We start from the raw sequence: 14,849 nt of genomic DNA, 5'->3' as shown, positions 1-14,849 counted from the left end.
GATTTTTATCCTCACGGTGCTGTGCAGCACTGCCGTTACAGGCAGAACATTCCCCGCGGCTTGCCGCGGGGAGAATTCAAAACGGTTAAGGCGATTTATGCGGTTTGATCATTCGGCATAGGCGATGCAGAGGCTTTCAACAGGTTCTTAGGTAAGCGACCAGTCTCCCGGAGTCGATGGATTTTGTCATGGTTTTCGAATTGAACCTTCAGCCTGCCGATTCCAAGGCCAGATCGATCCAATCATCAATGTGATCGGTGAGGCCCAGCCGTTCCAGGTATTCCATTGACAGCCGGTTGCCATGTACGTCTCCGCCGAACTGCGGATTCACATGAGCCATGGCATCAGCGGCGTGGACGGCGCCCAACGGGTCGAATGCGATGGTTGGACATTGCCCGGGACAATGGTGAAAGGCCACTGCATCCACAATGGAATCGGGAAGCCCCCAGAGCCCAATCAGATAAGCGCCAACCTGTTCATGGGTCGCGCCGAAAATTTTCATTTCCGCATCATTGATGGGTATATTTTTATCCAAGGTGGCATCGAGCAGTTCCCCGTATTCCTTGGGCATGTTCTGAACCATGACCAGCTTGCCCAAATCGTGCAGCAAACCGGCCATGAAGGCTTCCTCCACCTGACCCCCGCTCATCTTTTCGTGGATGGCGATGGTCTTGGCCAGGCTGCCGGTTTTAAGGCTGTGTCGATAGATATGCTCGACCATCTGCAGAGGAATGCCGCTTTCTTCGAAACCGGAAAAGAGACCGATGGTCAATACCAGTGCCCGGATGGTGTCCAGTCCGAGGATGACGACAGCTTCTTCTGGAACGGTTATGCGCCTGGGGATGCCGCAAAAAGCCGAGTTGACCAGTTGTAGAATTTTAGCTGTCATGCCAATATCTTCGGCGATCACCTTTCCTACGGCCTGGATAGATGTTTCCGGATCGCGGAGCAATGTCGTGATCCGCGAATAGGTGGCAGGCAGCCCCGGAAAGGCGTCCATCCTGGAAATTAGACGTCTCAGCTTTGGGTTCTTCAGCAGGCTTTTGAGTGCAAAGACCCTTTCAATGGTGGTTTTGAGGATTTCAGCATCGCATGGTTTGGGTACATATTGGTGAGCCAGGCGAACGGTGCGCATAATCGCTTTGTGATCGGAAAAGGCGGACAGAACAATCCGAACCATGTCGGGATATTTTTCACATGTATGAGTGAGCAGTTCCGTTCCGTCCATCTCAGGCATGCGCATGTCAGAGACGATGACGTCAAAGTGCGATTCCGCCAGCAGGCGCAAGGCATCCAGCCCATTGTCACAAAAATGGATGTCCCACTCCTTCTGCATGTCGCTGAGCATCTTTCTCAGCATCTCTAAAGTAAGCGGGTCGTCGTCGACAAAGAGAATTCTACGCATTGTCGATTGCTCCTGTATCGGTTAATCAACTATACCGGCACCATCCAGATCCATATCGAATGGTCGGCTTCCACGATTCTACTTGGTTTTTCGGTGGATGCTGGATTAACTTTAGCTTTATATGGACACCGATCGTTTTGATTTGCTTGCGGAGCAGCTTACTTATTTTATTAAGACATTATGCGCGGTAAACGCTCCCAAAAGGATCGGGTCATCATTATTTGGATTCGGAATAATCAACTGCGGACATGTAATAGCCAGCAATTGCAGTTGAGGAAACGGTGCCTTAACCGATTCCCAAAAACCGCAGGATGACCTGGATAGGATAGAAGACGAACCGATCGAGGATATTGAAGTACATCAGGGCGATGACGATCATGAACCCGTAGGGCTCGATCCGGCTGTAGGCCATGGCCTGCCTGGGCGGCAGGAGTCCCACCATCACCCGGCCGCCGTCCAGCGGCGGAATGGGGATCAGGTTGAAGATCGCCAGAAAGACATTGAGCTGGATGGCGATGATCAGAAACAGCAATAGCCCGCGCATGTGGATGCCGGCCATGAGCATGGCTTTGAAGACCACCGCCAGCACGCCGGCCAGAAAGAGGTTGATCATCGGGCCGGCCAGGGCCGACCACATCATGCCGCGCCTGGGGTCCTTGAAGTTGCGCGGATCGATAGGCACCGGCTTGGCCCAACCGAAGACCACGGGCGATTTCATCAGGATCAGCATGGCCGGCAGCAGAACGGTGCCGAAGGGGTCGATGTGATCCTTCGGATTCAACGTCAGGCGCCCCTGGGACTCGGCGGTAGGGTCGCCCAGCCGCCTGGCCACCCAGCCATGGGCGAACTCGTGAAAGGTCAGGGCCATGAACAGCGCCAGCACTTTGAGCAGGATCAATCCGATATCCACAATCTGGGGTCCCTTCGTTCAGCGGTCAACCGTTTCGGTGATTCCATCGACCTATCCATATACCATCGTGCAGTGTTTTTATGAAACGCTTTTCGTGAAACACAGGCAATCTCGCGGGATTATCCAGGGACATTTGCCCGGGGCGCAATCATCGGATCGCCATCGGACAGGCGGCAGGCGGGGGCTTCCCTTGTGCTGCCGGCAAGAATAAGACAGCGATGACCGGATGCGTGGGGGATCAGGCGGTGACTGTCTTCGAGCGGCGGTGGGTTGCAGGCAGCCGGAGCGGTGCTGAAATTAGCGGGGGCAGATAAACAGGGACGGATTTGTCGATCACGCTGGTTTGAAGCCATTCCAGCCAACAGGTTCCGGGCCTTGGCAGGGACGATCATTTTTTGATACCCAATTTTTTCATCCTTGAATCAAAGGTGGATCGCTTTATGCCCGCGTCCTTGGCCGCCCGCGTTACCACCCAGTTGTTTTTTTTAAGAAGGTGAGTGACATACGCCTCATCGAGTTCCGCCCATGTTACGCCATCAAAGTGAGTATCGACATTCTGCCTGGCGAATGGAAGCTCCGGAACCATTGAAGTTCCAGGAGCAGGAAGGTTTCCGGCTGCCGCCGCTTTTTCCGATTCGTTGCGCTTCAAGTGATCAGGGATGTCGTCGACGCCGACGATGTTGCCTTCGACGGTGCTGAGGATGTATTTGACGAAATTTTCGAGCTCCCGGATATTGCCCTCCCACCGGTAACTTTGCAGGAAGGCCAATGCGTCGCCTGAAATTCGTTTTCGGGGGGTGCCCAACTCGATGGATTCCCTTCTGATGAAATAATTCAGAAGAAGGGGGATGTCATTTTTCCTCTTTCGCAAGGGCGGCAGATGCAGTGGAAGGACATTGAGGCGGTAGTACAAGTCTTCCCTGAAACGCTTTTCTTTAACCGCTTCAACCAGGTCTTTATTCGTCGCTGAAACCACGCGCACGTCTATCCGGCGGGTGTTGGTTTCCCCCAGGGGCTTGATTTCATTATTCTGGATGACCCGCAGCATGCGTGCCTGCAGCGGCAGCGACATGTCGCCGATTTCATCCAGGAATACCGTACCGCCGTTGGCTGCCATGAGAAGACCGGTCTTGTTTTCCGTGGCGCCGGTAAAGGCACCCTTTTTGTAGCCGAACAATTCGCTTTCCAGCAGCGTTTCCGGGATGGCACTGCAATTCTGGACGACAAAGGGTTTTTCAGCGCGGGCGCTGAGATTGTGCAGCGCCAGGGCCACGAGATCTTTCCCGGTCCCGCTCTCGCCGGTAATCAAGACCGGAAAGTCTGTCCGGGCGTAATCGCGAACCTTTTTCATGGCCTGTAAAAAGGATCTGCTTTGACCGATGATCCGGACCTTGTTTCGAATCTCGTCGAGGGTGTGTTCAAGTTCCCGGGTTCGGTTCACCTGACTGGTATGCTGCAGTGCGTTGTTAAAGGCAACGGCGCCCATATCGACGATGCTTTTCAAAAGCTGCAGGTATTGACCATCGATGTTCAACCGACTGCCGCCCGCACTGGTATCGACAATCTGGACGACGCCATACACGTCTCCACTTCCCAATATCAATGGAAAGGCCAGGATCAGGGCGCTTTTCAACTGCATGTCTTTCTCAAATTCCTGACAATGGCGGGGGTCTCTTCCAGCCTCTGCGACGGTCATTTCGCCGTGCTCCATGACCCATCCGACGATGCTCTTCTCTTTGACATCGATGGTGGCGCCGGTGATGATGTCGATCTCCGACGGCCCCCCCAAGGATTCAACGCACACATAGTGCTCTTCCCGCCTGATCCATATTGAACCACGCTCGACATTTTGCAATTTCAAAAGCAGTTGCAGGAACCGCTTCCTCAGTTTGTCGGGGTCGAGATCCTCAAAGAGGATCTTGTAGAAGTTGTGGTCAAAATCATTCATCGTCCGTGGATAAACCGCATGCATGGGGATCTTCGGAGACCCGGTTCTGAGGTCCTCGTTACTTTCCATTCCATGTTGATGTTAACGGTATCGATGAAGCGATGTCAATATTTGATAATTTTGAGGTAATATCATTAATTTTTGAGTCTTGATCGGGATGGTTGACGCGCGCGGCCCCTGACGCAATCGTGGGGATTGTCGAAGCGTGTCCGTTAAACGAAAACGGCGGCCCGATCCAACCTGACGGGTTGGATCGGGCTTTGGTTGGAATATCCCAATGGCCTGAGCAGGTTCATCCTGTCATACCAACGGCTTTTCAGCGTTCCATATCGGTTGCGGGGTTCTGGGGCCTTGAACGCTTCGCGGATACAGGCGGGTAGGGGCGTATCTTGTTTCTATTCGAGAGCGAATCGCTTTGCGCGTTTAGAATCAGACGCTTTGGATTTCCTGTTTCGGTTTGCCAGGGTGGATAGCAAGCGGGAGCTAGGCTTGAATGTGTGATCGAGGATGTGGGCTGTTTTTTCATTGTAGGGGTGATCCCTAACCAGCATATTGTACCATCCATAGAGCGTTTTTGGATACATGGCGCCCTCCTTTCAGGCTTTATTATTCGATCTGTCAACCTGCCGTTCTTACCTCTTTTAGGTACAAAGTTAAGCTTAAGCAGCATGGTCTCGATACACCCGTATTGATTGTTCAGTCGGCGCCTGGCGCGGGTTGCTGCAACGCCTTCAAGGGCGCGTCGTGTCTTCTCTCACTGTCCCATAATTTAAATGGAAAGCGTTCCAATTCTTAATCGAGCTCCAATCGATACCACCAATATCATCCGATTCTTCCCATACATCAAATGGGAATGACGCCTCGACCATGTCGGCATCACCAGCCCCCATCGGCCTTGTTCCCTTATCCCGTGCAATGTCGCGATCGAGGGTGGCCAACTGGGTTTGTTCCCAGGTTTCCATCTCTTCCCAGATGGCAAGCGGGAAGAACTCGGTAACGAGGGTTGGAACAAAGATGCTCAGCCATGTCAGGGTTGCCAGGACGGCAACAGCTTCTAATTGGAATCCTGTCATTTTCATCGTCTGCTCCTCTCTCATTTGGCCTCAAGCGATAGGCCATCGAACCCTCTCAGTCGCAAGCGACGGGGAATGCGCTCGCTATAGCGTTTCAATGCACGGGGTTCTGCCAATCTGTTGAGCAGAAGGTGTGCCAACGCGGCAAGGTTTTTTAACTATCTGTTATAAAGCTGAAAATTATAGTTGCGGGCGCTTTGCTGACGGAGAGGGCGCTGAGGAATAGCGAATATAAGTCAAATTTTTCAAATATCGTGATTTTTGCCGATAAATCGTGAGCCTTTTTCCTTTGAACGGACCTGAATGGAGATCATGCGAAACCGCATGGCTTGGTCCGGTTAAAACCCGGTCCTGTCAACGCTGCCGATTTTGTTGGTAAAAGAATAGGCAAACCAAGAAGCACGGGAACCATTCCAGATTCTGTTCTGATCTTGCCTGCTGCTTGTTTTCTTTCCTCGAGCCAGCTCCGGCCCCCCGGCAGACAAACCTGAAACCGTCAGAAATGGGATCATCATCAAAGCGAAAATCAAAAAACGGATTGAACGATTGACCCAGGACATATAAAGAGTCAACAGCGAGGTTGATCCCTGATGCCCCCTAACCGTAAAGGATGCCAATGCCGATTCGAGTACCGCGGCGATATGGCTACGCCCATCTCATAGCGGCTATCTGTTTTTCCATCCAGGCTCTCGGGGTGGGAGCATTTATCGCCTTCGGCGTCTTCTTCAACCCATTGATGGAGGAATTCGGCTGGTCCCGGGCGGCCATTTCCGGTGCCTCTTCGCTGGCCTTTTTCATCATGGGCCTTTTTGGGGTGATTGTCGGCCGGTTGAACGACCGCTTCGGTCCGCGTCAACTCATGACGGTCACGGCAATTCTGTTGGGCCTGGGCTGTGTCCTGATGGCCCGCCTCACCACCCTCTGGGAGCTTTACCTCTTTTACGGCATCATTTTCGGCATGGGGCTCAGCTCCATCGACGTCATCGCGCTGACCACCATCGCCCGCTGGTTTTCCCACCGCCGGGGCTTTATGACCGGCATCGTTAAGGTAGGCACCGGTGCCGGCCAATTCCTCATTCCCCTGTCTGCCAGCGGGCTGATCCTTCTTTACGGGTGGCGGTGGAGTTTTGTGCTGATCGGTACCAGCGTCGCCCTGATTCTGGTGTGCATGGCCCAGTTCCTGCGCCGTGACCCGGATGCATGGCGTCCGCACAGGCAACGGGAATCTGTCGACAGCCGGAGCACGACGCCTTCAACGGACGCCAGCCTCCCGTTGTCTCGTGCTATCAAGACGGTTCAATTGTGGACCATCTGTCTGGTCAATCTCTGCCTGGTCTTCTGCCTGATGATCATCATGCTGCACATCGTCCCTCATGCCCGCGATCTGGGATTCCCCTCCATGCGGGCCGCCGGAGTCCTCGCGATCATCGGTGCGGTGAGCATGCTGGGGCGCTTCGTCAGCGGTCTGATCATCGATCGCACGGGCAGCAAAGCGGTGATGGGGGGCTGCTTCGTCCTGCTTCTGATCGGCCTCGGCTGGCTGCAGTTTGCCCACCAACCGTGGATGTTGTATCTGTTTGCAGTCGTATACGGTATGGCTCACGGGGGCTTCTTCACCGCCATTTCGCCCCTGGTGGCAGAGTGGTTCGGCATCCAGTCCCACGGTGCCCTCTTCGGGATCGTGGTTTGTTTCGGCACCACCGGCGGGTCTGTTGGTCCTCTGCTTGCCGGGCATCTGTTCGACCTCAGCGGCAGTTACCAGCCAACCTTTCGCATCGTGACCGCCATGGCCCTGATTGCCTGGGGAATGCTGCTCTTTTTGCGACCGGTGAAGGGCCGGTGAGATGATTCGATCTGGATCAGGCCGTTTCGGAGAGAACCGCATAAAGGAAAAAATGGCCTTTACCATATGATGCTGGCTATCAAACGCTCAACGTCAAATGGTCAGGTCGTTTCGCTCAGTCGGCCATTGAATGGCATGCTCTGTTCAAAAAGCGATGCCGGGTGGTCGACGATCATCCGTTTTGGTTCCGCAGGTAAATAATCTTTATCCTCCGTGCCTGACATATTGAACAGAGAAAAAATGGAAAATTGAATCGTTTGAACATTTAAATCCCGCCAGGCCGGTCAGGCGCCCCAGCAGGTATTGATAGACACCCACCGGAAGTGTGTTGAGATGCGTCGAACGTCGTTTTTGGAAGATGGCACCAATACAATGTTTGTGGGAGCTGTATGGGCAGTTTGATCCAGCCTGATTTTTTTGCACATAGATCGACCTAATCACAGTTTCCAAGAATGAGAGGCCAACCACCATAAATTGGGGCTGGCCGCTTTTGTTCAGATGTTCGCTTTAATAGCAGCTATCGCAGGTCTTATATTCTTTTGAATAGGTTGTGTCTATCGCATGCTTAGGGCTTGGCATAATTACTTCTTCTTTTTTCCTGTGGCATCGATTTAATCTTGCCCAATCCGTCAATCCCCTATTCAATGTTTTAACCGATCCTAATAATGCACTCACTCAGCAATTGGCCGAATTCAAAGAAATCAGTTTTTCAATTTATGTTTTTGAGAGGCGGCTTTGCAGTCCTCTTCTGTATTGCCATTCCCATTCATCATCCAATGTCTTGTGTGTGGAGCTTTGTAGGCTGGCGTCATCGCCTCAGCTAATCGGCATTTTTCCGCTTAGTTCCCGATCGGCATCAGACTCTGATCTTTGGTCGTTGTCGCTGGAGAGCCTGACCGTCAGCCCAAAATCATCCAGTATCGTATACAGCGCCGGAACCACCAGTAGGACAAGAACGGTAGATGCAAGCAGGCCGAAAACGATGCTAGCGGCAAGAGGGATCAAAACCTGGGCTTGGAGGCTCTTCTCTGCCAATAGGGGTAGTAGTCCGGCAACAGTGGTCAGCGAGGTAATCAGCACCGCCCGGAAGCGTTCCCGGCTGGCGCGGCGTGCCGCCTCGGCCGTTGACCAGCCCCTGCGCCGGTGAATCTTGAGGAACTCGACCAATAAAATGGAATCGTTGACCACAATGCCTGCCAGAGAGACGGCACCCATCATGCTTGGCATGGTCAGGTCCAACCCCATTAGCAGGTGTCCTCCGATCACTCCGATAAAGGCCAGCGGAATCGCCACCATCACCGTTGCCGGTTCAATGTAGCTGCGAAACTGAAAACTGAGCAGGATAAAAATTCCCACCAGCCCGATGACAAAACCGCGGGCCAGAGATGCACCGGTTGCCGCCGACTCCTTGGCCTCACCTTCTAGCGAGACGCGCACACCCGGATGGGAAGTGGTGAGCTGAGGCAAAAACTCCTGCTTCATCAGGATCATGATTTGCTGCGTGTTAGTGATGCGGGTGTCCAGGTCTCCCTGAACGGTCACCGTTCGTAAGCCGTCGACGGCGGCGATGCGGGCATAGCCGCGATCGCGGTTCAATACGGCCACGGATTCAAGGGGAGCCTGCTTGCCATCCGGTAGGGTGACATGAAAATCGGTTAGATTGGCCAAACTGCTTTTATCTTCGTCACGCAGCCGGACGTCAATTTCATAGGATTCGCGGCCCACTTGGATTTCACTAGCAGTGTGCCCGTAGTAGGCGCTGCGCAGCTGGGAGGCCACGGTCTGGGCATCCAGCCCCAGTGCTTTGGCGCCTTCCCGCATTCTCAATCGAACTTCGGGCTTGCCTGGTCTCAGGTCGTCGGAGACATCGAAAACTCCGTTGAACTGATTGAGCCAATTCTGGAGAGCCAGCGAAGCGCTTTTCAATTCGTCCAGGTCGTGACCGCGCAGCCTGATGTCAATGGGGCGCCCGGCTGGACCAAAGCCGGATTCACCGAACTTGAGGGCGATCACATCCGGCACCCGACCAGTAATTTCCCGCCAGCGGTTGAGGATGTCGTCCACGCGGGCGTTACGAATCTCGGCCGGTAGCAGGTCAGCCGAGACCGTGGCAACGTGGGCACCGGTTTCATATGCCTCGGCATTCAGATTGTACTGGACCGATACGTTCTGAATCAGCTGATTGCCGTCCGGCTGGTCCGGAGTGAATTCGCGGTCTACCTGGTGGATGGCATCAACCAGCCGACCAACCAGGGTCTCGGTTTTAGCCAGCGGCGTGCCCTGGGGCAATAGGATCCTTGCTTGCACCAAGTCACCGTCCACATCGGGGAAGGGTTTGAATTTGAGTATGCCCGCCGCCAGCATGCCGACGGAAAGGATGAAGATTCCGATTACCAAGCCGACAAACAGATAGCGCCACCGGATGACCATATCCACTACCGATCCCACGATTCGTTCCCGAAATCCTTCGATGCGGTCTTCAAACCATCGGCGAAAGCGGCTCCGGCGGCTGATGTCATGGTGTGCCAGTGAATGGGCCAGGTGATTCGGCAGAATCCAGAAGGCCTCGACTAAGCTGACCGCCAACACCAGAATAAGTACCACCGGCATGACCCTGAGCACTTTGCCCATATCGCCTTCGAGAAAGGCAAGTGGCCCAAACACGCAGATGGTGGTAGTGAATGAGGCCAGGACACCGTTTTTTACTTCGCTGACGCCGTTGATCACCGCCTCCAGTGCCGGCTTGCCGCGCGCCAAGTGGGTGGCCACATTTTCGGCGATGACGATGGCATCGTCCATCAGCAGCCCCAATCCGATCAACAGGCCGACCATGGTCAGCATGTTCAGTGAATAGCCAATTTGCGGCATAATGAAAAAGGCTCCCAGAAATGACACTGGCAATCCCATGGCCACCCAGAACGATAACCGGAAGTTGAAAAAGAGCCACATGGTGAAAAATACCAGCAGCAGTCCTTGCAGGCCGTTGGTGGTCAGCATGCGCAGGCGATCGGCCACGACCGAGGACATATCCTGGGTCAAACTTAGCTCGACACCAGCGGGCGCAATCCGACGCTCCTGCTCGACGAACTTTTGTACTGCTTCGTATACCGTGAGGGTGTCCTCCGACTTGGTCTTGCTGATTTCCAACAGACCGGCCCGTCTGCCGTTGAAAATAAATTTATCTTCGGCACGTTCGAAGACATCGCGGATCTGGGCTATGTCGCCCAGGCGAATTTCGGCACCGCTGGTCCCGGCAACGACAACCAGATCGCGAAATTCGAGGGGACTTTTGCGTTCGTCGGTAAACCGAATAAGGATATCCTGGTCCCGGGTCTCGATGGCGCCTGCGGGCAGATCGACGCTCTGGCGTGCGATCACAATGGCGATATCTTCCATGGAGATCCCATACTGCATGAGGATGCTGGCCGGTATTTGGATGCGGATCTGGCGATCTGAAAAGCCGCTTACCGTCACTAAAGAAACGCCCGCATCGAGTTTCAAGCGATCTTTTAGATCCTCGACATAGTGTTTGAGGTCCGTAACAGCCATGGGCCCGGATACGGCGATGGCCACCACCCGGTCGGTCAGATTCAGTTTCTCGACCACCGGATCCTCGGCCTGATCCGGAAAATCACGGATGGTGTCCACTTCGGATTTGATGTCCTGCAGAAAGGTGTTGATGTCGCCGTCGGGTTCCATTTCTGCGGTGACTGTTCCTAATCCCTCCCTGGCCTCGGAGGTGGTTTCTCGGACATAGCTGATTCCGTCCACGGCGTCCTCGATACGCCGGCAAATGGCATCTTCGATATCCGCAGCTGTTGCACCGGGATAGACCACGCTGATTTTAACCAAGTCTCTGGAAAAATCCGGGAATGTTTCGCGGCGTAGTGAGGAAAGGCTAATCACCCCGAGCACCACAAAAAGAATCATCAGCAAATTGGCCGCCGTGGGGTGCTTGGCGAAGAATCGGATCATAATTCCCTCCTAATGGTCGTCCGATGACTGTCGGCCGGCCTGCGCCTTGAGCTGCTGCTGGAGGGAATCGTCCAAAACGGCGTCCAGCTTCATGCCATCGATGGCCGGCACCAAATCAGAGACCACAACCTTGTCTCCAGGAGTAAGGCCACCGGCCAGCACATAGAAATCTCCTTGAGGAAAGTCGATTTTTATCGGCTTGCGGGCCAGTCGACCGCCGGCATCCGCGATGTACACATGGCCGTCATGCACGGCAGACCGGGGAATCACCATCTTCTCGGCAATGGGTCGGCCGCTGATCTCAACTTCACAGTACATGTTGCGGACAAGCGGTGGGCGTTGACCAATGATCACCTGATCGTAAGGTCGATCCACCACCACGATAATACCCACTGTGCGCGTCTGAGCATCGATCGTGGCATCGGCGCGTGCAAAACGAGCCTCCCATTCAACACCGAAGTTGTCGTTGATCAGACGAACCTTGGCCGACAGGTCGAACTCGGCACGCAGGTTGTCCATGCGCATTCGATCAAGGTTCATCGTATCGACGCTCAGGCCCGTGGAATCTTTTGCGGCCAACAGTTTGCGCATGGCACTAAGGGGCAGCTGGGCGGTAATTTCGGCCTGGCCAATACCGTCGGCTGTGGCGATGGTCTGCCCCTGCTGGACATACTGACCGATTTCAGCATTCGTATCGGTGATGCGACAGTCATAGGGCGCGGAGATTTCCGTGCGGGCCAGATCCAATCGGGCCTCCTCCAGGCGGGCCTGATTATAAACCAATTCGGCTTCGAGCGACTGTTGTGACGCCGGTATCAAGGCCAGAGCGTTTTCGATTTCTTGCACTTGGCTAAGCTGACTCTGTGTATTCATGCGGGCTTGATCCAGGGCGCTGTCCGAGATGGAGCGGTTCTCCCTGGCTTGTTGGTTGCGGGCCAGTTCCTTCTGGCTGAGATCGAGCAGCGTGCGTTGTATTTTCAGGGTAGATCGATAGTTCTTCTCCTGCCGCTCCAGTTCGACCAATTGGGCCTTGATTTTGGCGATGTTGGCCGCCATCTGCCGTTCGGCCAGCTCGAAATCGATGGTATCGATACGCAACAACACCTGCCCCTGCCGGATTAGACTACCTTTTTTGAAGTCCGGATCGACAAACACCAGCCGGCCGCTGACCTCCGGCACCACCTGCCAGACCCGCCCAGGCGTTACCAGGCCGTATCCGATCGCACGGGGAACCACTTCCATAGGCTCCATTTCCAATACCCGTACCTGACGGGCTATTTCCTGGGCAGGGTGTTTCTGGGGGGATTTTTTGGAACCCACCAGCATCACCACAATCATGACGGCGACAGCGATGGGCACAACGATTAACACGCGTTTGATGATCGGCACCCGGCCGGTATCATTGACCATAATTGTCCTACTCTTCAAGGGGTTGTCGGTGCATCCGTACTGGATTCTGGAATCGGCGTCCAGCCGCCACCCAGGGCTTTGTAAAGGCGGATCAGGTTTGAGGTGACCGTGGCATCGCTAAGGGCCTGCTGATTCTGAAAGGAAAGCAGCGACCGTTGGGCATCCAGGACATTCTGAAAATCCGATAGCCCGGAGCGGTAACGGTTCTGGGCTAACTCCACCGCCCGGTTGGCTGCTTCCGCTGCTTGGACCAGGGATCGGCGGCGATTCTGCTCGTCGGCATAGGCCACGAGGGCGTTCTCAACATCCTCCAGTGCGGTCAGGACGGCGGCTTCGTATTGAATCAGGGCCTGCTCCTGCAAGGCGGTTTCGACGTCGATCTGCTGGCGAATTCGACCGGCATCGAAAATACGCCAGGAAACGCTGGGCCCGAAGCTATAGGCAAGGTTGCCTGCAGTCAACAGATTGCTGCTGGAGATGGACTCCAGGCCGATGGTCCCCAGAAGTCTGAACTTGGGATACAGTTCGGCCGTGGCTACTCCGATTCGCGCCGTCTGGGCGGCCAGTTCCCATTCAGCCCGGCGAACATCAGGACGGCGACGCAGGGTCTGTGCCGGTACGCCGACAGCCAGTTCGATAGGGGTTACTGGAATGGGGTGTCGCTCGGCCAAGGCCTGGTTTAGGGTGCCCGGTTGTTGGCCCAGGAGTACGGCCAGACGATTGAGGGCCTGCTCATGCCCGGTATTCAGGGAAGGGATCTCCGAGCGGGTACTTTCCAGGTTGTATCGGGACTGCTCCACTTCCAATTGAGCCGCCAAACCGGCGTCCCAGCGGTGTTGAACCAGACGGTAGGTTTCCTCTTGGGCATCTCGGTTGGCCCGGGCGATATCCAGGCGGTATTGAAACGAACGCACCTCAATATAGTTAAGGGCAACTTCGGCGGTTAGGCTGACAAGCACGTCGTGCAGGTCTTCGAGGCTGGCGGCCACATCCGCATCCACCGCTTCAATCGAGCGCCGGGTGCCGCCGAAAATGTCCAGTTCCCAGCTTGCGTCGAAACCGGCACTGTACAGTTCGCTATCGCTCCCGCCGCCGGTAGATTCACTGGAACGGGTCGTAGTCACCGAGGCACCAGCGTCGATGGTCGGAAAGCGATCGGCACCCCTGACACCCCGGCGGGCGCGGGCCTCGCGCAGGCGTGCGGCAGCGGCGCGGACATTCGGGCTTCCCGTGACGGCCTTATCGATCAGGTGCGTCAAGGTGGGATCATCCAGCGTCTGCCACCATTGGGCCAGCGATTCGGGATCCAGGGGCTCATCACGCAATCCGGCCCTCAGCTCCGTCTGCCAGCCATCCGGTAGATTGGTTTCAGGCGGGGTGTAATCCGGTCCTACAGCTGCACAACCGACCAGCACCAGCAACATTCCAGCGAGAGCGACTGGGGCCAGTTTCTGGTAAACGCGCGCTTGAGGCGGTGCATTCGGGATCTGTTCCATGGGGCTGCTTTCAACATCTTCTGACCCCCACCTAAAACGATGGGTCATTGGTTAATTCAAAATCACATTTATGATCGTTCTTGGCTAATTTCTTGTCAGTTCCGCCCGGGACCATTTGGTTATCAGCCGACGAAACTCACCGGATTCCTTCGCACTATAGCCTCACAGGCCAAAGTGACGCATGCCAATATTATAGCTTAAACCTTTTGTGCCTATTTCGCAAATATGGCAGCCTTGAACTTCTTCAGAAAGTCGATATACTTCATGTCATTCATTCTTATACCGATTTGTTGCGCAATCATTACGCCTACAACCATGTAAATTAAGGAAGATAGCCAATACACAAGTTTCATCAGGTTATTCTGCACAACATAGACAATGGTATAAATCGAGATGGGAAGCATCACGAAAACAGCCGTCAAAAAGTCCGGTCGAGTACCCAGGCTGTTTTAGCCGGGACAAATATTCAATTTGAATACGATCGATGGAGGAGGGAACCAACCACATGATGTTGTGGTTGCTTGATTATGCATAAAATAACAATGATATAGCAGTAATATTAAATCGAGTTCGATAACAAATTTGTCGTGGTGATCTCAAGAAGCACGCCTTTAAATTAACATTTTCTTGAGGTTTAATTTCAACGGCAGTCTATCTTACCCGCATCCTGCGGAAACTTTGAATCTATATTGATGCTCAAGTGGTCTCCGCTGAATGCGGGCATCATAAAACATTATAACCTACCCTACGAGCTTTTTAGCTATCTCTGCGACATGTTTGCCTTGAAAG

The 14,849-nt window shown here is 54.3% G+C and carries 8 protein-coding genes; 1 reads left to right on the top strand and 7 read right to left on the bottom strand.

Going from position 1 to position 14,849, the window contains the following annotated elements; translation table 11 throughout:
• Positions 1-208: 208 nt before the first annotated feature.
• The 4 genes from ACZCED_RS18670 to ACZCED_RS18655 all read right to left on the bottom strand — a co-directional run bounded on the left by ACZCED_RS18670 (position 209) and on the right by ACZCED_RS18655 (position 5,342).
• Complete coding sequence (locus ACZCED_RS18670; RefSeq protein WP_462971648.1) at positions 209-1,405, bottom strand: HDOD domain-containing protein; 1,197 nt, start codon at positions 1,403-1,405, stop codon at positions 209-211.
• 286 nt (positions 1,406-1,691) lie between these two features.
• Positions 1,692-2,315, bottom strand: a complete 624-nt coding sequence (locus ACZCED_RS18665) for a site-2 protease family protein (protein WP_462971647.1) — start codon at positions 2,313-2,315, stop codon at positions 1,692-1,694.
• Positions 2,316-2,703: 388 nt separating this feature from the next.
• Positions 2,704-4,263: a sigma-54-dependent Fis family transcriptional regulator gene (locus tag ACZCED_RS18660; protein WP_464861416.1), complete on the bottom strand. Its 1,560-nt coding sequence runs from the start codon at positions 4,261-4,263 to the stop codon at positions 2,704-2,706.
• A gap of 731 nt (positions 4,264-4,994) precedes the next feature.
• Positions 4,995-5,342, bottom strand: a complete 348-nt coding sequence (locus ACZCED_RS18655) for a hypothetical protein (protein WP_462971645.1) — start codon at positions 5,340-5,342, stop codon at positions 4,995-4,997.
• A 610-nt stretch (positions 5,343-5,952) separates the two neighbouring features.
• Between ACZCED_RS18655 and ACZCED_RS18650 the strand changes: the two genes are divergently transcribed.
• Complete coding sequence (locus ACZCED_RS18650; RefSeq protein WP_464861415.1) at positions 5,953-7,179, top strand: MFS transporter; 1,227 nt, start codon at positions 5,953-5,955, stop codon at positions 7,177-7,179.
• An 816-nt stretch (positions 7,180-7,995) separates the two neighbouring features.
• On the opposite strand, the gene ACZCED_RS18645 is transcribed toward ACZCED_RS18650, so the two are convergent.
• The 3 genes from ACZCED_RS18645 to ACZCED_RS18635 are packed head-to-tail and all read right to left on the bottom strand — an operon-like array spanning position 7,996 to position 14,060.
• The gene (locus tag ACZCED_RS18645) at positions 7,996-11,154 is read right to left on the bottom strand and encodes an efflux RND transporter permease subunit (protein WP_464861414.1); all 3,159 of its coding nucleotides are present in this window, start codon (positions 11,152-11,154) and stop codon (positions 7,996-7,998) included.
• A gap of 9 nt (positions 11,155-11,163) precedes the next feature.
• Positions 11,164-12,564 carry an efflux RND transporter periplasmic adaptor subunit gene (locus tag ACZCED_RS18640; protein WP_464861413.1) on the bottom strand — a complete coding sequence of 467 codons (1,401 nt, stop codon included), beginning with the start codon at positions 12,562-12,564 and terminating at the stop codon, positions 11,164-11,166.
• 14 nt (positions 12,565-12,578) lie between these two features.
• Positions 12,579-14,060, bottom strand: coding sequence for an efflux transporter outer membrane subunit (locus tag ACZCED_RS18635; protein ID WP_464861412.1), 1,482 nt, complete (start codon positions 14,058-14,060; stop codon positions 12,579-12,581).
• Between the last annotated feature and the right edge of the window lie 789 nt (positions 14,061-14,849).

The organism is Desulfosarcina sp., assembly GCF_055467485.1.
The sequence above is the reverse complement of the archived record's forward strand: the minus strand, read 5'-3'. Positions and strand labels throughout refer to the sequence as shown.

What these genes read in the sequence shown, in the direction of transcription:
- ACZCED_RS18670 (WP_462971648.1), bottom strand. Translation starts at nt 1,405, where the DNA reads ATGCGTAGAATTCTCTTTGTCGACGACGACCCGCTTACTTTAGAGATG.
- ACZCED_RS18660 (WP_464861416.1), bottom strand. Translation starts at nt 4,263, where the DNA reads ATGAATGATTTTGACCACAACTTCTACAAGATCCTCTTTGAGGATCTC.
- ACZCED_RS18655 (WP_462971645.1), bottom strand. Translation starts at nt 5,342, where the DNA reads ATGAAAATGACAGGATTCCAATTAGAAGCTGTTGCCGTCCTGGCAACC.
- ACZCED_RS18650 (WP_464861415.1), top strand. Translation starts at nt 5,953, where the DNA reads ATGCCGATTCGAGTACCGCGGCGATATGGCTACGCCCATCTCATAGCG.
- ACZCED_RS18645 (WP_464861414.1), bottom strand. Translation starts at nt 11,154, where the DNA reads ATGATCCGATTCTTCGCCAAGCACCCCACGGCGGCCAATTTGCTGATG.
- ACZCED_RS18640 (WP_464861413.1), bottom strand. Translation starts at nt 12,564, where the DNA reads ATGGTCAATGATACCGGCCGGGTGCCGATCATCAAACGCGTGTTAATC.
- ACZCED_RS18635 (WP_464861412.1), bottom strand. Translation starts at nt 14,060, where the DNA reads ATGGAACAGATCCCGAATGCACCGCCTCAAGCGCGCGTTTACCAGAAA.